The 18,597-nt window shown below is 57.1% G+C and carries 15 protein-coding genes and 1 tRNA gene; 7 read left to right on the top strand and 9 right to left on the bottom strand.

Going from position 1 to position 18,597, the window contains the following annotated elements; translation table 11 throughout:
* Window positions 1-91: 91 nt before the first annotated feature.
* The gene (locus ACVWY9_RS01550) at window positions 92-451 is read left to right on the top strand and encodes a DUF559 domain-containing protein (protein ID WP_457387314.1); all 360 of its coding nucleotides are present in this window, start codon (window positions 92-94) and stop codon (window positions 449-451) included.
* Between the two features lie 40 nt (window positions 452-491).
* Here the strand turns inward: ACVWY9_RS01550 and ispD are convergent, their stop codons facing one another.
* The 4 genes from ispD to ACVWY9_RS01530 form a co-directional block, all read right to left on the bottom strand.
* On the bottom strand, window positions 492-1,199 hold the full coding sequence (ispD, locus tag ACVWY9_RS01545) for a 2-C-methyl-D-erythritol 4-phosphate cytidylyltransferase (RefSeq protein ID WP_457387407.1): 708 nt from the start codon (window positions 1,197-1,199) through the stop codon (window positions 492-494).
* Between the two features lie 149 nt (window positions 1,200-1,348).
* Entirely contained in the window at window positions 1,349-2,755 is a 1,407-nt protein-coding gene (locus ACVWY9_RS01540; RefSeq protein WP_457387313.1) for an ammonium transporter, read from the bottom strand.
* A gap of 154 nt (window positions 2,756-2,909) precedes the next feature.
* Complete coding sequence (locus tag ACVWY9_RS01535; protein ID WP_011430352.1) at window positions 2,910-3,248, bottom strand: P-II family nitrogen regulator; 339 nt, start codon at window positions 3,246-3,248, stop codon at window positions 2,910-2,912.
* Between the two features lie 150 nt (window positions 3,249-3,398).
* Window positions 3,399-4,814, bottom strand: a complete 1,416-nt coding sequence (locus tag ACVWY9_RS01530; RefSeq protein ID WP_457387312.1) for an IctB family putative bicarbonate transporter — start codon at window positions 4,812-4,814, stop codon at window positions 3,399-3,401.
* A gap of 943 nt (window positions 4,815-5,757) precedes the next feature.
* Here ACVWY9_RS01530 and holA point away from each other — a divergent pair.
* Entirely contained in the window at window positions 5,758-6,825 is a 1,068-nt protein-coding gene (holA, locus tag ACVWY9_RS01525) for a DNA polymerase III subunit delta (protein WP_457387311.1), read from the top strand.
* A gap of 64 nt (window positions 6,826-6,889) precedes the next feature.
* On the opposite strand, the gene ACVWY9_RS01520 is transcribed toward holA, so the two are convergent.
* From ACVWY9_RS01520 to ACVWY9_RS01510, 3 genes are all read right to left on the bottom strand, one after another.
* Window positions 6,890-7,501, bottom strand: coding sequence for a cytochrome c oxidase subunit 3 (locus ACVWY9_RS01520; RefSeq protein ID WP_414328868.1), 612 nt, complete (start codon window positions 7,499-7,501; stop codon window positions 6,890-6,892).
* A 118-nt stretch (window positions 7,502-7,619) separates the two neighbouring features.
* Complete coding sequence (gene ctaD, locus ACVWY9_RS01515) at window positions 7,620-9,326, bottom strand: cytochrome c oxidase subunit I (RefSeq protein WP_457387310.1); 1,707 nt, start codon at window positions 9,324-9,326, stop codon at window positions 7,620-7,622.
* A 77-nt stretch (window positions 9,327-9,403) separates the two neighbouring features.
* Window positions 9,404-10,420 (bottom strand): cytochrome c oxidase subunit II, encoded by a 1,017-nt coding sequence (locus tag ACVWY9_RS01510; RefSeq protein ID WP_457387309.1) that lies wholly within the window; start codon window positions 10,418-10,420, stop codon window positions 9,404-9,406.
* Between the two features lie 536 nt (window positions 10,421-10,956).
* On the opposite strand from ACVWY9_RS01510, the gene ACVWY9_RS01505 reads away from it, so the two are divergent.
* The 4 genes from ACVWY9_RS01505 to ACVWY9_RS01490 all read left to right on the top strand — a co-directional run bounded on the left by ACVWY9_RS01505 (window position 10,957) and on the right by ACVWY9_RS01490 (window position 14,960).
* Window positions 10,957-12,060, top strand: coding sequence for an FAD-binding oxidoreductase (locus ACVWY9_RS01505; RefSeq protein ID WP_457387308.1), 1,104 nt, complete (start codon window positions 10,957-10,959; stop codon window positions 12,058-12,060).
* A 143-nt stretch (window positions 12,061-12,203) separates the two neighbouring features.
* Window positions 12,204-13,016, top strand: a complete 813-nt coding sequence (locus tag ACVWY9_RS01500; RefSeq protein WP_457387307.1) for a TPM domain-containing protein — start codon at window positions 12,204-12,206, stop codon at window positions 13,014-13,016.
* An 83-nt stretch (window positions 13,017-13,099) separates the two neighbouring features.
* Window positions 13,100-13,172 (top strand) — tRNA-Thr (locus ACVWY9_RS01495).
* A 189-nt stretch (window positions 13,173-13,361) separates the two neighbouring features.
* A complete protein-coding gene (locus ACVWY9_RS01490; RefSeq protein ID WP_457387306.1) occupies window positions 13,362-14,960 on the top strand; it encodes a DUF6930 domain-containing protein in 1,599 nt (532 codons plus the stop codon).
* A gap of 275 nt (window positions 14,961-15,235) precedes the next feature.
* Here the strand turns inward: ACVWY9_RS01490 and fni are convergent, their stop codons facing one another.
* The gene (gene fni, locus ACVWY9_RS01485; RefSeq protein ID WP_457387305.1) at window positions 15,236-16,294 is read right to left on the bottom strand and encodes a type 2 isopentenyl-diphosphate Delta-isomerase; all 1,059 of its coding nucleotides are present in this window, start codon (window positions 16,292-16,294) and stop codon (window positions 15,236-15,238) included.
* 302 nt (window positions 16,295-16,596) lie between these two features.
* Here fni and ACVWY9_RS01480 point away from each other — a divergent pair, with 302 nt between their 5' ends.
* The gene (locus ACVWY9_RS01480; RefSeq protein WP_457387304.1) at window positions 16,597-17,406 is read left to right on the top strand and encodes a response regulator transcription factor; all 810 of its coding nucleotides are present in this window, start codon (window positions 16,597-16,599) and stop codon (window positions 17,404-17,406) included.
* Here ACVWY9_RS01480 and ACVWY9_RS01475 read toward each other — a convergent pair.
* The gene (locus ACVWY9_RS01475; RefSeq protein WP_457387303.1) at window positions 17,403-18,464 is read right to left on the bottom strand and encodes a tetratricopeptide repeat protein; all 1,062 of its coding nucleotides are present in this window, start codon (window positions 18,462-18,464) and stop codon (window positions 17,403-17,405) included. The genes ACVWY9_RS01480 and ACVWY9_RS01475 overlap by 4 nt on opposite strands.
* Window positions 18,465-18,597: the final 133 nt, after the last annotated feature.

Here is an 18,597-nt window from a genome sequence, read left to right as displayed (position 1 = left end):
AAGTTCATTGTACTTCATCAAAGCGCATTCCTCCCGGCAGTGACCCTACGGGTACAGTGCGGGGCTCCTGCGATTTCTAGCTGATATCGCAATGCAGGTATCTAGAGATGGAAAAAGATCACTCGTTTTACTCATTGACATTGAAATTGATGAGCCATGGTTTCTTGAAGGTAATCTGTGTAGGCCAGCCCATACTGTGAATGATCCTAAGCAAAGTAAGCGTGATGCTTATCTAGCGGATAGAGGCTGGGTTGTAGTTCGGTTCTCAGAACGGCAAGTTTATGAAGAAAGTGAAAAGTGCATTAATCTCATCTTTTGCTTGGTTTCAGGTGTCTTGGGTGCATTAGATTCTAAACAGCCAGAATTATCATTTTCATTTCCAACGGACCACAAGAGATGGGGTGATCAAAGTGCTCTTAGTGAACCTAGATTTCCTCCTTCCTACTTTTAATTCCCAAGGTTGAGACTGGCCCTACCGGGATTGAATTGAGCTAACGCGCTGGTCCGAGACGCTGCTGCAGGATTTGTTCGGCCAGCAACACATCCAGGGGGGTGGTTAGCTTCAGATTGGATTCCTCCCCTTCGACGATGTAGACTGGCCAACCCAGCTTCTCGAATAGGGCTGCATCATCGGTTACCTGCCAACCCTGGGCCAGAGCCTCCCGATGGGCTTGCCATAGCATTGACAGGCGAAACCCCTGCGGCGTTTGCGCTGCCCACAGCCGGCTGCGTTCTGGGGTTGACTGAATTCGGATCCCTTTTGGGCCTGCCTCAGCGACTTTAATCGTGTCCTTGACAGGGATCCCCGCGATGAGACCATCCACCTGCTGCAAAGCAGCACTACAGCGATCGAACAACTTAGGGGTAGCCAGGCAGCGGGCCCCATCGTGAATCAGCACCCATTCCACCGTCCCCCACCCATAGAGATACTCAACCCCCCTGTAAACCGACTCCTGCCGCGTCGCCCCCCCTTGTAAAAGCTGCACCGGCGTGGACAGATCCATTGCCGCCAGGATCTGCTCGATGGCTGGCCAATCGCCGGGTTGGGAGAGAATGCCAATCCACTCGATGGAGCTGGCCTGATCCGCAGCCTGCAACGTCCAAGCCAAAATTGGCTGACCCAAGAGCGGCAGCAACAGCTTGTTGACCGCAGCCCCCATTCGCTTGCCGCTGCCAGCCGCCGGGATCAGGAGGTGCATGGGATCCAAAAGCGCATTCAACCGGATCCCAGTGTACTGCTTGAGGTCAACAAGCCACAAAAGAGAGGGCCAGACCTGACCCCCTCTCTTGATTTTCAGTCCCGTGTCGCTCAGATCCGACAGCCTCCCGTCGAACCGAGCGCAACAGCTCAAGCTCCCTCCACCTCGGTGGCAGCAGTAACGAAGTCAGGGTAGGCTATGTTGCCGTGCTCGCCCACATCCAAACCGGCAATCTCTTCCTCGGCGCTGACGCGCAAGCCAACAGTTACCTTGAGGATTAAAAACAGGATTAGACAGGTGATGAAGGGCCAGAAGAAGAGAGCGAGAGCGCCTACCACCTGCACGCCGAACTGTGCCCAGGTAACCTCTGAATTGGCGTGAGCAAACCAAGGGATCCCTGCTGCCAACACCCCCCAGATACCACAGGTGCCATGCACGGAAACCGCGCCCACTGGGTCATCAATTTTCAGCGTCGTATCCAAAATCACCGCGGAGAGCACCACGAGGATTCCGGCCACCGAGCCAATGATCAAGGCCCCCAGCGGATGAACTGTATTGCAAGGGGCAGTGATGCCCACCAAGCCCGCCAGCACCCCGTTGGCGCCAAAGGTCATGTCTGGCTTGCCAAAATGCACCCAGCAGGTGATTGTCGCCCCAATGGCCCCCGCTGACGCGGCTAGCAACGTATTCATGGCAACCCAGCCAATGTCTGCATTCGCAGCAGTGGTCGAGCCAGCGTTGAACCCAATCCAGCCCAAGGCGAGGATAAACACCCCCAACATCCCCAGCGGCAGGTTGTGGCCAGGGATCGCCCGCGGTTCTCCATTAGGGCCGTACTTGCCAATGCGAGGGCCGAGCACAATGGCGCCTGCCAAGGCCGCAGCGCCGCCTACCAAATGCACCACCCCCGATCCAGCGAAATCAATGTAGCCCAGATTTTCCAGCCAGCCAACTGTGCCGCCGTTGTAGTCCCCAAACAGGCCGTTCCAAGCCCACCCCCCGGATATGGGGTAGATGATGGCGGAGATAAAGAGCGAGTAGATCAAGTAGGCCAAGAACTTAGTGCGCTCTGCCATCGCTCCGGAAACAATGGTGGCGGCGGTAGCGGCAAACACCATCTGGAAGACAAAGAAAGTAAAGGGCCAGCCATCTGCCTCGTAAGCCTGCTGCCAGCCAAAAGCAAACCAGTCGGTGCCGAAGAAGCCAGCACTTTTGCCGAACATGAGGCCAAACCCGATGAACCAGAAGGCGCAACAGCCCATGCAGAAGTCCATCAAGTTCTTCATCATGATGTTGGCGGCGTTCTTGGCGCGGGTAAAGCCCGTCTCTACCATGGCGAACCCCGCCTGCATGAAGAACACCAAGGCTGCTGCCACGATCGTCCAAACAACGTCAGCGTGTTTCTGAACTTCCTCGGCCTCTTGAGCAAAGGCAGTTCCCTGGCCGAATAGAAAAACCAGCGCAGCCATTAGAGCGGCAGTCAGACTCCACTTGGCCGGTCGCCAAAGCCACTGGGGCACCTGGCTCTTGAGCTTTTGGATCATTGTCGTACTCATGCTTTTCGACTCACCTAAAGTGACAGTACTTCTCGCAACACATTACCCGAAAAGTAGGGCAAGAACACCTCATCAGATATACAGCAAAAGAGACATGAAGCAAACTCACACGAGGCTCAGGCCGGGCAACCCAAACCCTGAACGTGATCCCTTCTCATAGGGCATCTTGGTTGAGTTCGCCAGTGCGGATGCGGATGGTTTTTTCGACGGGGCTGATGAAAATCTTGCCATCCCCGATTTCGCCGGTGCGAGCCGCTGCAATCAGCTTCTCCACCACCGTATCCACCAGGTCATCTTCAACCACGATCTCCACTTTCAGCTTTTGTAGGAACTCTACCGTGTACTCGGATCCCCGATAACGCTCGGTTTGTCCCTTTTGGCGACCAAAGCCCCGCACTTCACTTACAGTCATGCCGACAATTCCGGCATTGACCAAAGCAATTTTGACCTCATCCAACTTGAATGGCCGGATTACGGCCTCGATTTTTTTCATTTGCCTCCTGCACCCCGGACAATTCCGCTAATTTCTAACACTACTGACACCTGCAAATTGTAAAAACAGATACATTTTTATCTCCTACTGAAGATGCTTACCACTCTGGATTTGCTCCCGTCAAGACCGGAAGGCCAAGCTTAAGCTACCTTAACGGGAGGAAGTCTCCGATGGGGTCTCACCAACATCCACGGGCGGCTGAGGGCTAAGAGAGGCCAAGCTGGCTGTAATGAGCGCTACCGCAAGCCACCACAGCATTTGTACCTGGGGACGATACCAGATGGTATCCACCAAGCCGTGGACCATCATGCCGGTGCAAGCGGCCAAGCCCGCTGCCACCCACAGACCCTGGGGATCCCGCAAGTTGAGCAAAGTTTTCCAGCATCTCCAGCCGTGATCCCAGAGCACCAAGAGGAACCAGGCGAAAGTTAAAGATCCGATGAAGCCAGTCTCTACGGTGAGCTGCAGCGGCACCGAATAGGCTCCAAGGGCGCTGAAGTTGCCTCGTTGGTAGAGGGGATAGACGCGGTTAAAGGCAACATTACCGGGGCCGATCCCCAAGATGGGAAAGTCGCGGATCATCTCCAGCACCGCCGCCCAGACATTGAGGCGAAAGTTGTTGCTGGTATCCAACCGCCCCCAAAAAAGGCTCTGCACCCGCAGCCGCAGGGAGCGTACCGTCAGGATCCCGAGCAACAGAGCAGCCCCCCCTCCGCCCAACAGGGCCGGCAAGGCCCAACGCCGCCAGCGGGCTGGCAAATCGACAGAATGCCACTGTGCCAACAGCACGGCCATCAGGGTGAGCATGGCCAGCCCCCCAATCCAGGCGCCACGACTGTAGGTGAGCAACAGGCAAATCAGGTTCACCGCCGTCGTAAACCCGGCCAGGAGTTTCGCCCCCCAACTGGGCCAAATCCAAGTGGCGGCCAGCCCCAGAGGAATGACCGGGATCAAGTAGCCCCCATACAGATTTGGATTGCGCAGATAGCTGTACACCCGCGTCAGACCCGCCAAACCCGACTCCGGATCCACCCAGGTGGCCAGTTCCGCTGCCCCATATAAGTATTGCCGCAGGCCATGGATCCCCATCACCAAGCTGACCAAAAGCAGGGATCCAACGATCCCATCTCGGAATTGGGGTTTGCGCAGCAGACGATGCAACAACAGATAACCAGCCAGGTAGAGAGTCAACTTCAGCCAGCCATCCCGTGCTGCGTAGGCAACCGGAGAGAGAATCGTTGCCAAGGTGGCAATTCCCCAGAAAAGGCCCAGGGGCAGATGCAGCGGCAGCCCAATCGGCATTTCCACCAAAGCGCACAGGCCCACCAGAGCGGCCATAGCCAGCAAAATCAGGCCCAGGATGCCGGTGGAGCTTTGTGCAGAGAAAATCCAGTAGAGCAGCACTAGCCCCAGGCCAATCCGGTCGGAAGTCTGCACCAATACGCTGCTTTTCCCCCAACTCTGCAGGGATCCCAATAGACGACCCAAAAGGCTTCCCTGCCACCAAGCCTTGATGGGAAAGTCGCGCAGCAGAAAACCCTGCCACAGTTGCGTTGCTCGTTCCATAATCCTCTGGGGCGTGTTGGGCCCAAATCCCCACACCTCAAGTCATCCTACTGGTTTCACCAGCGGGACAAAGCTTTAGTCTATACCCCCAGAGGCAAAGAGACAACGAAGAAGAGCGCAACTTCTTATCGCGCCAGCCGGACAAAGTACCCCTCAACAAAAACAAAGAACCGGCTGACTCACAAGACTCTACAAGACAAAAGGCATCGAAGAGTTATCAAAGTTGGGTTTTCAATCTTAAGAACAAGTCTCTGTAAAAAGCAAAGAAGAACAGCAGGAAAAACTACAAAAAGCTCTATCTCAATCTTCAATCAAATGTTGGATTGCCGCAATCGAAGATCTCCTGACCTACCACAGACCGATTCTCAAAAGATTCTTCAGGCAACACAGGCTAACACTTGACCTTGAGATCCTCTTTCACCTTCGGCATTAGGAGAAGGGATTTGATCGCCTAAGCGGGATCCAGACCAACCTTCCTTGGCTCTAACTGCGTTCTGGGAATTGGAGTTGGAATAGTGAATCTGAATACGAGTAGGACGGCCCAGACCCAGGGCGGATCCCATGCAACGGGCTAAGATTTGCACCTTAAACTCAAACTCGCCAATGCCATCCATAATCTTTAACCCTGCAGTCTCTGCTCTTAATTCAACTGTAGGAGAAGGTCTACGAAACCTCTTCAGTGGGAATACAGAACTTTTTGAGCTGCGGAGACTTCTGGATTATGAAAGTTATGTAAAGATGCCTTTGTTTTCGCCAGACAGGGCGAGTACTTGACCTATTCTTAAACAACTTGAGTCAAGCTGGGCTCGGTATCTTCACTTGGACTGACTCCCTCCACCAAGTTGAGCAGGGATCCCAGCCAAACCGCTTAGACAAGGGGAACTGACCTACGCAAAATGGAGGAAGTAGGGAAAAAGCATCTCGTAAATCACTCGGTCGAAGCGTGCCCGTTTACCTGTACTGGGGAGATGACACCTATCGCCTGATGCAGGCGGTGCAGCAGTTGCGCGACCAAGTGCTGGATCCCCACTGGGCTGCTTTTAACTACGATCGCCTGCCGCCGGAATCCACGGTTGCCGGGCTCAACCAAGCCATGACCCCGCCGCTGGGATCCACCGCCCGCTTGGTTTGGCTGGAAGAGACGACGCTCACCCACCATTGCCCGGAAGATCTGTGGGAAGAAGTGGAGCGCACACTGGCCCAGTTACCCCCTACCACCCATCTGCTCTTGACCACCAGCAGCAAACCGGATGGGCGCCTGAAATCCACCAAAATCCTCAAAAAAACGGCCATTGTCCGCGAGTTTTCGCAACTGGCCCCTTGGGATGAGGAGGGCATTCTCCAGCAGGTGCAGCGGGAAGCTGAACAACGGGATCTGGCCCTCAGCCCGGCAGCCGCCCAGAAATTGGCCGAGGCGGTGGGCAATGACTCCCGTCGCTTGGCGATGGAATTGGAAAAGCTGGCCCTGTTTACGGCAGGTCAACAGGATCCCATTTCTCCTGAACAAGTCGAGGCGTTAGTTCCCGCCAGCGCCTACAACAGCTTTCAATTGGCGGGATCCCTGCGCAAAGGGAATCTGGAACAAGCCCTACGCATCTTGACCCATCTGCTGGATCACAACGAGCCGGCCCTGAGGATTCTGGCGGTGTTGGTAGGCCAATTTCGCACCTGGCTATGGGTGCGGCTGCTGCTGGATCAGGGAGAACGGGATCCCAAAGTCATCGCCCAGAAAGCAGAAATCGGGAATCCCAACCGGGTTTACTTTCTGCAAAAAGAGGTGGGATCCCTGGAAAGCTCAGCTCTGCTAAGGGTGATGCAGCAACTTTTGCAACTGGAATACCAGCTCAAGCAAGGTCAGCCAGAGCGAGAGGTGTTTCAAGAGGCGCTGATCCAGATTGTGGCCTTTCTCCAGAAAGGCTCATCTTCCCGCAGCCGCTCTCAGACCTCAGCCGCCGCTCTTCTTGGGGAGAGGGGAACCATTGGCCCAGCGAGCCGCTCCACTGCCACTTGAGGTAACCATGGGGCAGAGCTGAAATGGCTCTACGGGTTGCTGCCAAAATGGCTTCGAGACAACCTCAGAGCAAATAGAGCAAGATAAACAACACGATCCAAACCCCATCCACAAAGTGCCAGTAGATCTCAGCAGCTTCGACGCCAAAATGATGTTGAGCGCTGTAGTGGCCGGGCTTAAAGGAGCGCCAGAGCACCGCCAAAATGAACAGCAACCCCGCCAGCACGTGGAGACCATGAAACCCCGTTAAAACATAGAAGGTGCTGGCAAACAAATTGGTGGTGAGGCCAAACTCCAGGTTGCTGTACTCATAGAGTTGCCCTGCCAGGAAAACCGCCCCCATCAGCGCTGTGAGGGCAAACCACAGCCGCAGACCCCTGACATCATCGGCCTTGATGGCCGACCCAGCTTTGTGAATGACGAAGCTGCTGGAGAGCAAAATCACCGTGTTGATCCCAGGCAAAAGCAATTCCCGCTCTGGGGTTCCCTCCGGCGGCCACACCGGGGCGGTGAGGCTATAGGCCAGGTAGGCCATGAACAGCCCTAGGAAAAGACAGCCTTCTGCCACCAAAAACATCAAGATGCCAAAGACGCGATGATCTGGGTGCTCAGCATGGGCAGTGTGGGCCCTTGAGTGGCCAACCATCAGCGTTTCAGAGGCAAGGGATCCTTGCATATTCCTTTCCACCTAAATTCCTGAATTCCTGAGACTTCTTGAGGCTGTACAAGCAGCCCAGCCAAGACTGGAATACCCAGTGAGCAGGGGATCAGCCGCCCACCGGGCATCCGGCCTGCTAAGAAGAAGTAGGCTCCGCTTCTGCCAGCGCCAGCTCCCGCAAGGTTTGCAACTGAGCAGCAAAGTAGTCCAGCGTCTCCTTGCTGTGCAAGCCGTAGTCATAGGGGCCAGTTAGCAGAATGGGATCCCCATAGAAGTTGTGGGCAGGCGGCGGCGAAGCAGTCGTCCACTCCAGGGTGAGAGCCTGCCAGGGGTTGTCTCCCGCCTTGGGCCCGGCCACCCAGGAGTAGATGGCGTTAACCAAAAAGGGCAGGGTGGAAATGGCCAGAACAAAGGCCCCCACCGAGCTGATCCAGTTGAGGTCGGCAAATTGGGGATCGTACTGGGCCACCCGGCGGGGCATCCCCATCAGGCCCAGCTTGTGCATCGGCAAGAAGCACATGTTAAAGCCGACAAAGGTCAACACAAAGTGCACCCGCCCCCAAAACTCGTTCAGCAGCCGCCCCGTCATCTTGGGGAACCAGTGGTAGATGCCGGCATAGATCCCAAAGACGCTGCCGCCAAACAACACGTAGTGTAGGTGGGCCACCACAAAGTAGGTGTCGTGAACGTGGATATCCAGAGGCACCGAGGCGAGGATAATCCCGCTCAAGCCGCCGATCACGAACATCGAGACAAAACCCATGCCAAACAGCATGGCCGAGCGGAAGTGGATTTTGCCGCCCCACAAAGTGGCCAGCCAGCTAAACACCTTGATCCCAGTGGGAACGGCAATGGCCATGGTGGCGATCATGAAGAACACCCGCATCCAGTCAGGGGTGCCACTGGTGAACATGTGGTGAGCCCAGACGATCAACCCCAAAAAGCAGATGGCCAAGCTGGAGTAGGCGATGGCCTTGTAGGCAAAGATGGGCTTGCGGGCATGCACCGGCAAAATCTCCGAGATCATGCCAAAGACCGGCAAGATCATGATGTACACCGCCGGGTGGGAGTAGAACCAGAACATGTGCTGGTAGACCACCGGATCCCCGCCGCCGCTGGGGTTGAAAAAGGCCGTACCCGCCAACAGGTCAAAGCTAAGCAAAATCAACGCACCAGCCAGAACCGGTGTTGCAATGAGGGTAAGAATAGATGCTGCCAGCATGGCCCAGCAAAACAGCGGCATGTCTTCCATCTTCATGCCGGGCATGCGCATCTTCAGAATGGTGGTGATGAAGTTAACCGCCGCCAGGATGGAAGAGGTTCCTGCCAACAAAATGCTCAGGATCCAGAGTTCTTCCCCCACCTTGCCGCTGATCAAGCTGAGGGGGGGGTAGGAAGTCCAGCCGGCAGCCGGAGCCTCTATGAACAGGCTGGCCAAAAGCAGGATCCCTGTGGGCGGAACCAGCCAAAAGGCCACTGCATTCAGCTTGGGGAAGGCCATATCCCGCGCCCCGATCATCAGCGGTACCAGGTAGTTGCCAAAGCCCCCCACCAAAGCAGGCACGATCCACAAAAAGATCATGATCGTGGCGTGCAGGGTAAAGGCACCGTTGTACCGCTCAAAGCCGAGAAAGTCGGCCTCTGGAGTAGCCAGCTCTGCCCGTACTGCCGTCGCCAGCGCCCCTCCCACCAAGTAGAAGAAAAAGGTGGTCACCAAGTACTGGATCCCGATGACCTTGTGATCGGTGGAAAAAGTAAAGAAGCGCCACCAAGGCTCAGCAGGAAGTTCCAGTTCAACCTTCGGTGCAGCAACAAGTCTTGGGCTGTCTTGCAGCTGGGTCATTGCACAAAAGCTCCTATATCGCGTTGGCAGAATGTTGTTCCCACAAGCGCAGGCCAAAGGGATGTTGGGGATCCCAGCTAGCCTGCGGAAGGAAGGGATCCAGAATGGAACTGGAGAGACTTCAAATCTGAGGGGGAGACGCCCAAACGCTGGTGGTGGACATGGGCAAAGGCAGACTCGGCCTCAGGGGAGCCTGGCTGAGGAGAGGGATGGACTGGCGAGAAATCTGAAACGAGGGCCAAGGTGCTGCCCTCGCCACGGGCGGCCAAAACTTGCTCCTGCTGCCAGCGCTCGAAGTCTTCCGGCGTATCCACAAACAATTGCCCTGCCATCACCCCATGATAGGGGCCGCACAGCTCTGCGCAGATGATGGGGTACTGCCCCAGTTGGGTAGGCACAAACTCCAGGTGGGTCTCTCGGCCAGGGATCACATCCTGCTTGAGGCGAAATTGCGGTACCCAGAAGGCATGGTTCACATCCAGAGCCGTCATATCCAAGCGCACCCGCTTGTTCAGAGGAAGGTGCAGCTCGCTGGCCACCAGGCCGGAATCCGGGTAGGTGAACATCCAAGCATACTGCATGCCCTGAACTTGAACGACCAGATCCGGCTGGCCCATCTCCTTCCCGGGTAGCACCGCAGGCGTGTAGGCGTAGCCGGGATCCCCCGCCTCAGCTTCGTGGGAAGACTCCATCGCCATGGTCGCGGCCATGGTCGCGTGGATATGGCCGCCGACGTGAGCACCCCCGTAAACAGCTTGATAGACATCTAGGCTGGCCAAGCCCAACCAAAGAATGATCACCGCCGGCACCGCCGTCCACACGATCTCCAGCAGCACATTGCCGTGGCTGGGATCCCCGTCGCCTTTGTCGCCTCGCCGCTTGCGGTAGCGGACAATACAGTAGAGAAGTACACCCTGTACCACCAAAAAGATCCCTGTGGCAATGGTTATGGTGCTGTTAAAGAGGCTGTCGAACAAGGGGGCTGATTCGGCAGCAGATTCGGGAAGCAGATGGTGGTTTTGCCCGTACCAAAGGCTGGCAAGGGTCAGGAGGATCCCCATAGCCACCAAGATGATGTTGCTCAGCGCACTCACGACTGCTTTTCCCCAATACAAAGAGCGTCCATCCTAGCAGATAATCTGCTCACAGCGTCTGCAAACTACCTTGCTCAACTTAATCCGTCGTTTTTTACTGTTGCCGTTTTTTATTTTTGTTTGCATTGTTTACGGAGTTTACAAAGTTTTCCGATTGTAGAGTCTGCTTCGCTGCGCACGGCTTCTCCACTAGTATCAGATAGTAGTCTGCGGGAGAGAGAAACCCTGCAGGCTTATGGATCTCTTCAGGATCTTTCAGGGTGAGCAGTGACGAGGCGGAGCTTTGGTTCCGAAATTTTCGGCAGACCTGTGTAAGGGCGGTACCACATTGAAGGCTGGCTCTGGTTGAGGGTCATCTCTCCAAGCTGAGATTTTTGCTGGCTGTAGACTGAGGTAGGGTGGGATAACCCTGCAATTGGGCTGGTTTGGACAGGTTTTCTCTCTTTAATCTCTGCTTCTGTTTAATCTCTGCTTCGCTTTCCCCAATGTCTTCTCCCCATTCACTGGCGACCTTGCTATCTGATCCAGGGGATCCCTTGCCGATCCAGACTCCATCAACGGTCTCGGAATTGGCCGGAACCTTAAAGGAGTGCCAAGGGCGGAAAGTGCTGCCGCTGGGGCAGGGGAGCAAGTGGGGCTGGGCCCACTCTGTGGAGCCGGTGGATTTGGTTCTCAGCACGCGCGGCTTACGCCGGCTCATCGACCATGCAGCCGCCGATCTCACCGTTACGGTGGAAGCCGGTATGACTTTGGCGGAACTGCAACCCATTTTGGCGGAGCGAGGGCAATGGTGGCCGGTGGATCCCCTCTATCCGGAGCGGGCTACCCTGGGGGGCATTATCGCCACTGCCGATACGGGTTCTCTGCGCTGGCGTTACGGTGGGATCCGCGACTTGCTGCTGGGCATAGCCTGGGTGCGGGCGGATGGGGAAGTGGCCAAAGCGGGCGGGCGGGTTGTCAAGAATGTTGCTGGCTATGACCTGATGAAGCTGTTCACCGGATCCTTGGGCAGCCTAGGAATTTTGACCCAGGTGAGCCTACGGCTTTACCCGTTGCCGGCAGCTCAGTCTACTTTGCTGGCCATAGGATCTTTGCCGGAGCTGGAGGTCCTGTGTCAGCAGGTGCTGACCGGCCCCGTTAACCCTGTGGGGGTGGATCTCTGGCTGAGGGCAGAGGGATCCCAGGTTTGGCTCAGCTTTCATGGATCGGAGCGGGCGATTGCCCAGCAGATGGCCCAAACGCGGCGGCTGGCCCCTGCAGGGCTGACTTTGCAGGAAGTGAATCCCGACTCTCTGCCCCTGCCTCAACCCGGCTCAGGGGCGGTGCTGGCCAAGTTCGGGTGCCTGCCCAGTCAGAGCCTGGCAACATTGGAGCAGTTTCAAACCCTATTCCCTGGGGCTCAGGTGCAACTGCACCGAGGCTGTGGGCTAGGACGGGCTTGGCTGGTTCAGCCAGAAGTGGGATCCCTGATGCAACTGCAGCGCTACCTCAAGTCTGCGGGCGGATTTCTCCTGCTTCTGGAGGCGCCGCCGGCTCTGAAGAAGGCTCTTGCCCATGACTTTGGCCCGGCTGCAAGTCTGATGCGCAAGCTGAAGCAGCACTTCGACCCCGCCGGCACCTTTAGCCCCAGCTTGATATAAACATCGCCCTCGCCACCGCTGCTTCCTCGGGATCCCTCTGGCCAAACGTCTTGTTCCGGTGCATGATAGATCTATAAGAAATTGAAACATTTCTTAACATCATTTCTCAGTATCTCAGCGTCAAAGCTAAGAGAGGGATCAGCATGAGCATCGAGTGGCAACGGATACTCCACATTGGGGTGGGCTTTTGCCTTGGGCTGTTGATTGCGGTGGGTGGGGGATCCCTGACCTGGGCGCAACCTGCCCTGCCGGTGGTGCCGATGGAGTTGCCCCAGCCGCCTGTGCCGGTCTTGGACTTAGCGGATCAGTTGACCAGCAATCAGGAAGCTCAACTGGCCCAGCATCTGAACAAGTTAGAGCAAGACACCGGCTGGAAGCTGCGGGTGCTGACTCAGTTCGACCAAACACCGGGTCGTCAGGTGAAGGAATACTGGGGCTTGAATGAGCGCAGCGTTCTGATGGTGGCGGATCCCAGGGGGGGCAACTTACTGGCGTTTAATGTGGGGGATGCTGTGCGCGAGATCTTGCCACGTACCTTTTGGATTGAGCTGCAATCTCGCTTTGGCAACCAATTCTATGTGCGGGAGCACGGCACCCACCGCGCCATCTTAGAGACCGTTGATGTCTTGGATCGCTGCTTTCATCAGGGGGGCTGCCGTGTGGTGCCCGGCCTGCCTCAAGAGCAGTGGATCCTAACGCTGGTGACCTCGATTTTGGGGGGGATTGTCCTTGGGTTTGCCGGCAAGCCCCGCCATGCGGAGGAGCTGTTTAACTGGCGTTGGGCCTTGCTCATTTCTCCCCTGTGGTTCATTTTGTTCGGGGCTTTCGGTATCGGCCCGGTGGTCACACGCACGCAGGATTGGATCCCGGTCTTGCGCAACGTCTTGGGGTTTCTGGCAGGGGCTTTGGTGATCTACCTGGCTCCCATTGCTCGCCCAGCAGTGGATCGGCAGTAGCTGACTCGTGAAGTCGGCTGGGCGTCCTTCCCTGCGAGCCCCAGTTCGCAGGGGACAAATGCTAGAATCGGTGAGCAGAAATTGCTGATGTAGCTCAGTTGGTAGAGCACTCGACTTGTAATCGAGCGGTCGTCAGTTCGAATCTGACCATCAGCTTCTGGTGCCATGGAACTTGGCTCTGCTGTCTCCTCTCGCTGAAGCCGAACTCAGCTTCTACACTGGTGGTTAGATTGGCATTAGCGGGATCCCTAGGTCTTGTTGACAGGAGGCCAAGGCCGATCCCTGCTCAGTTTGGCATACCTACTCAGCCGATTGGGTTGTTCTCCTGATTCTTCTTGGATGTCTATGTCCGGTCTCCCAGCCGCTACGGTTCGTCGATTGCAAAAGCTGCCCCAGGTGCCCTCCGTGTGGGAAGGGGATCGCCACAAGCTCTCAGGATCGCCACCCATGGGATCCCAAACGGAAGGGGAGTGCATTCTTTGGGTAGATGGCGTTCAGGGCGTGGTACGGGCCATGGAAGTGGTGCCCGCCGATTCTGGCTTTGAGCCGATGGTGCGAACCTTGATCATGGCTATGGAGCGGCCCCATGCTGCCTCACCTGCTCGTCCCCAGAAGATCATCGTGCGGGATCGAGAGGTGCAATTTTTCTTGCGCGGCATCCTGCACGAGCTGGACATCAAGGTGGAATGCCAGCCGGAATTGCCTCTAATCGATGAGATCCTGCAGAGCTTTGAAGAGGCCAACGAACGGATCCCTCCCCCTCTGCCGGAACACTATGTTGAGTTGCTGGCCGGCAAAGCCCTTACCCTCTGGCGAGATGCCCCCTGGGATTACCTAGAGGATCACCAAATCTTGGCCATCGACCTAGATCACTGGGACATCCAAACCCTTTACGTCTCGGTGATGGGGCGGTTGGGCATGGAGTATGGGGTGCTTTTTTATCGCTCGCTGCCCTCTCTTAAACAGTTTCGCCAGGATGCGGGCCAGCCGGATACTCCCGAAGAGATGGAGGAAGCCTTCCTCAGACAAGATTGTCTCTATCTCACATTCCAAGCTCGCAATCCTGAACTTAACGAACTGCCGGATCTGGACTTGGCAGATTTGGATCCCGAGGAAATTGAGCCGAACTTCGGCACCATTCACCCCCTGGAAGGCTTGCGCGTGACTTTGCAGGAGGATGAGGCGGCGGCCTTATCGGTGGCCTTGGAAGCCTTGCATCGCTTCTTCAAGCAGTACCACCGCAAGCTGGAAGATGACTTTCGACCCTATCAAGGCCGGTACCGCATTCCCAACCCCCAAGAGAAGGGAGCAACCCTTTCGGTGCAGGTGCGCACTCTGCCGGACGTGGCTGAAGAGCTGCTGCAGCTGGAAGGGGAGGAGGAAGAACCTGCCCAAACCCTGCTGCGGGATGATTTGGTGCCGGAAGGGGCGCAGATAGGTCTGGGGGTCTTGCCGTGGACAACGGTGGAAATGCTGCGGCGCACGGGGCAATGGCATCCCCTCCCCCAAAGCAAGCTGGTGAAAAATGGAGAAGGGCTGCCGGTGGTGATTGTGCGCACCTCTCGATCAAAAGCAAAGCAGCTCATCGAGAATTTGCGTGGGGAAGGCGGGCCCCAGGGCGTTTGTTTCAACACAGGGGTGGATCCCTTCGATGGCGATCGCTACGACTTGGAAATTGTGCAAACGGGCAATCGCGATCTGCACCTGTTTGGAGAGTTTCCCGAAGATGATCCCGTCCACTCTATGGCTCGCAAGCGCTGGGAGCGGCGTTGCCGGGATACGGGTGGCTATTGCGGCTTGGTGGTGGCGATGGGGGTGAATTCTACGCGCCCAGAGCTGCAAGTGCGCCACATTCTGGCCTTGTTTGAGATGCAGGCTTTGAACCCAACGGGACTGGGACTGGGGCCGATGGTGCGGATTAGCCGACAATTGCACTTGCCTTGACCGTCCAGATGGAGGCGAGGCAGGTATGGAGGCAGGTTAGGTGCTGCTGGTAACCTGAGCAACTTTCTCCCAGCCGGGATCCCTTCTTTCTATCTCTGGCAGGTTTACCGGGCGGTGATTCGGTTTTTCCAGGGATCCACGCTATCTTGGCTCTGGTTCTCTCCTGGGTGCTGACCGGCAAAATAGCTCGACAAAGCATCTCGACAAAGCATACAGTGGCCCTATCATCTGGGGGCTCTGGTATTGACCCTCAGTTTGTGGCAAGTGCTTGGAGTTTAGGGCAAGGGATCCCAAGTATCCTGCCGCCGCAGGGTAGCTTGTCGCAGCCGAGCCAAGTTGGCCGATCCAGTGCAAAAGGCAACAATGCGCAGCTCCTCGATCACGGCGCGAAAGGTGTCCACCACTGCCTGCATCTGTCCTTGGGAGACGGCGTGTAAAGCGGGGGCGGCCATACCTATCACATCGGCTCCCAGACGGATAGCTTTGGCCGCGTCGATGCCATTGCGGATGCCGCCGCTGGCCACCAGGGGTAAGTCCGGCAGCAGGCGACGAATTTCCAGCAGGGACAAAGCCGTTGGGATCCCCCAGTCCCTGAAGCTGTGGGCAATGCGTTTTTTGAGAGCATCTGTTTGGCGATGGGCCTCCACCTCACTCCAACTGGTGCCGCCCGCTCCCGCCACATCCAGGGCTGCCACGCCGCATTCGGCCAGCTGCTGGGCTACTTTGGCACTGAGGCCATTGCCCACTTCCTTCACCACCACCGGCACCGGTAACTGCGCCACCAACCGTTCGATGCGGCCATACAATCCACGCCAGTCGGGATCCCCTTGGGGCTGAACCGCCTCCTGGAGAGGATTGAGGTGCAGAATCAGCGCATCCGCCTCGATCATCTCCACCGCCCGTCGCGCCTGCTCCAACCCATAGCCGTAGTTGAGCTGAACGGCACCCAGGTTGGCCAGCAGCAGAATATTCGGGGCCACTTGGCGCACCTGGTAAGTCCGGGCTAGCTCTGGATGTTCCAAGGCTGCCCGCTGGGATCCCACCCCCATGGCAATACCCAACTGTTGGGCAGCGGCGGCCAGTTGTCGGTTTAGCTCATGGGCAGCCTCTGTTCCCCCCGTCATGCTGCTGATGAGCAGGGGTGCCTGTAGGCGTTTTCCCAAGAATTCGCAGCTTAGGTCGATCTCCGGCAACAGCAGCTCCGGCAGCGCCACATGCTCAAAGAAAAACCGCTCAAACCCGGTGCGGATCCCTTTGGCAGCCACATCCTGCTGCAGAACAATGTCCAGGTGATCCTGTTTGCGCTCGGAAATGGGGGGGAGAGAATTGGCCATCGCGTCAGCAGTGCGGAGCACCTTGGTCTTGGTAGAGATTGTCAGTCTATAACGCCGCGCGCTGCCAGAAGCGAACAGCATTGCCCGTTCGCGCTAGCGGGACGGAGTCCAAGGTGACTCGCTATCTACTGGGACAGCAGTGCGGTTCCCGTTAGGGTGCCGTAGGCATAGCACTGTCGCGGTAGCGGTGCGGTTCCCGTTAGGGTGCCGTAGGCATAGCACTGTCGCGGTAGCGGTGCGGAGCACTGTCGCGTCAGCGGTGCGGAGCACTATGATGTGGGCGGGATCCCAACCGAACAGCCATGCAACCCTTGCACATCTTGCTGGCAGAAGGCAACCCTCATCTGCGCAGCTTGCTGTGTTGGCATTTGCAACAGGCCGGACACCAAGTTTGGGAAGCAGAGACCCTTCGCCAAGCAAAGACTCTGCTGCAACACCAGCCCATTCACCTGCTGATTTTGGATGCGGAGCTGTCCAACCGCGGCGGGCTGCAATTGTGCCGGTGGGCCCATCGCCAGTACGATCTGCTGATTTTGCTACTCTCCCACCGGGGATCCGAAGCGGACATTATCGCCGGCCTAGAAGCAGGAGCGGACGATTACCTCACCAAGCCCTTTAGTATGCAACTGCTGGATGCCCACCTTCTAGCCTTGGCTCGGCGGCGACAGCGTCATATTCCTCCCACCTTTCTGCAGTATGGGGATCTCAAAATTGACCTGGTGCAACGGCGCGTCGCCTTGGCTGGGGAAGGGATCGACCTCACGCCTCAGGAGTTTAGCCTGCTGATGGTGCTGGTGCAGGCGGACGGGGATCCCGTCTCTCGTCTAGAGCTACTAGAGCGAGCATGGCCGGATTCCACCGATAACCCTCGCACCGTCGATACCCATATCCTCTCGTTGCGCAAAAAGCTGGAACGGGATCCGCGCCAGCCCAGCTTGATCCACACAGTGCGCAATGTCGGCTACTGCTTCGGTCTCAACCCCCCGCTGCCTCAGGAACAGAAAACTCTGTCAGCCGCTGCAGGCGTTTCGGGATCTGGGCCTCAGCGGCAGCGTCGTGGAGTTGCAGCGTCAGGGGAGGCACCTGCAAATCAATCAATCAAATCCCGCTAGGCAGATTGCGCAGGATCCCAGTCGGGATCGCTCAGTTGCAGCAGAGACCGGCGCACCCGCTGCTCCAGAGCCAGGTTGTGATGTTGGCGGCTGACCTGCAGAGCTGCTTGCAAATCCGAAAAAGCTGTCGCTTTATCCCCCATATTCCAGTAGGCCAGCCCTCGTCCGTACAAGCCATACTCGTCGGAGAGGTCAATCCGGTTCATATCCGCTTCCAGGCGAAAGGCCCGCTCGTAGTCGTCCAAAGCAGCTTTGATCTCCCCCAGCGCATAGAGAAGGTTGCCCCTGATGTAGAGAACGTTGGGCTGCTGGGGTTCTCTTTCTAAGCTGCGGCTGAGGTCGGCAATGGCCTCGTCAAAGTGATCACCACAGGCATAAGCCACACCCCGCTGGTAGTAATGGGCCGGGCTGGGATCCCAGTCAATAGCCTGTGACCAATCGGCCAAAGCCGCCTCCCATTCGCCCAGGTAGCTGTGCAAACGGGCTCGCTGGGAATAGGCAAGTGCTGAGGTGGGATCCAAGCGAATGGCTTCATCCAGATGAGCTAGGGCCAAAGGCAGGGATCCCTGTTGCATGAGCAGGTTGGCCAAGCTGAGGTGGTGGGGGACATTGGGGTGTAGGCGCGCCAGCTCAGCAAACTCCGCCGTTGCTCCCTGGAGATCCCCCTGAGATTGACGAATCAGCCCGCGGTAAAAATAGGGTTCTGGTCGCCGCGGGGCCAACCGGATCGCCTGGCCGAAATCCTCCAGGGCCTGGGGAACTTGGCCGAGGGCAAAGTAGGCTTCTCCCCGCAAAATGTAGGCGTTGGCCAGGCAGGGATCCCGTTGCAGAGCCAAGCTGAGCTGTTCAATAGCCCCCAGCAAATCCCGGTTCAGCCACCGTTCTCGACCACGGTTGTAGGCCAAGATGGCCGGACGGGTAAAGGCAGAGATGGCGGCTGCACCCACCAGGCCCATCACTGCCAAAAGACGATCCTGCCGCCAGCTGGCCATGCTCCCCAGCAACAGGGCAACCGCAATCAAAAGGCGCAAACCGGCAGAGTCGTGGGCTCTGAACATACTGCTCTGCACCGCTGTTACGAGCGTATCCTGTTTTTTTAACAAAGGAGGGGCGCGGGGAGCTATAAGTCCCGCGCTGTATGCAAAGCATCAGCGTCGGGATACATGGACTCCCCGCACTTGTCGATTCTCT

The organism is Thermostichus sp. OS-CIW-31 (assembly GCF_054060305.1).
Note: the sequence above shows the minus strand (reverse complement) of the source record. Positions and strands in the feature narration are given on the sequence as shown.

Coding starts and splice junctions, on each gene's coding strand:
- ACVWY9_RS01550 (WP_457387314.1), top strand. CDS start 92: ATGCAGGTATCTAGAGATGGAAAAAGATCACTCGTTTTACTCATTGAC.
- ispD (WP_457387407.1), bottom strand. CDS start 1,199: ATGCACCTCCTGATCCCGGCGGCTGGCAGCGGCAAGCGAATGGGGGCT.
- ACVWY9_RS01540 (WP_457387313.1), bottom strand. CDS start 2,755: ATGAGTACGACAATGATCCAAAAGCTCAAGAGCCAGGTGCCCCAGTGG.
- ACVWY9_RS01535 (WP_011430352.1), bottom strand. CDS start 3,248: ATGAAAAAAATCGAGGCCGTAATCCGGCCATTCAAGTTGGATGAGGTC.
- ACVWY9_RS01530 (WP_457387312.1), bottom strand. CDS start 4,814: ATGGAACGAGCAACGCAACTGTGGCAGGGTTTTCTGCTGCGCGACTTT.
- ACVWY9_RS01520 (WP_414328868.1), bottom strand. CDS start 7,501: ATGCAAGGATCCCTTGCCTCTGAAACGCTGATGGTTGGCCACTCAAGG.
- ctaD (WP_457387310.1), bottom strand. CDS start 9,326: ATGACCCAGCTGCAAGACAGCCCAAGACTTGTTGCTGCACCGAAGGTT.
- ACVWY9_RS01500 (WP_457387307.1), top strand. CDS start 12,204: ATGAGCATCGAGTGGCAACGGATACTCCACATTGGGGTGGGCTTTTGC.
- ACVWY9_RS01490 (WP_457387306.1), top strand. CDS start 13,362: ATGTCCGGTCTCCCAGCCGCTACGGTTCGTCGATTGCAAAAGCTGCCC.
- fni (WP_457387305.1), bottom strand. CDS start 16,294: ATGGCCAATTCTCTCCCCCCCATTTCCGAGCGCAAACAGGATCACCTG.
- ACVWY9_RS01480 (WP_457387304.1), top strand. CDS start 16,597: ATGCAACCCTTGCACATCTTGCTGGCAGAAGGCAACCCTCATCTGCGC.
- ACVWY9_RS01475 (WP_457387303.1), bottom strand. CDS start 18,464: ATGTTCAGAGCCCACGACTCTGCCGGTTTGCGCCTTTTGATTGCGGTT.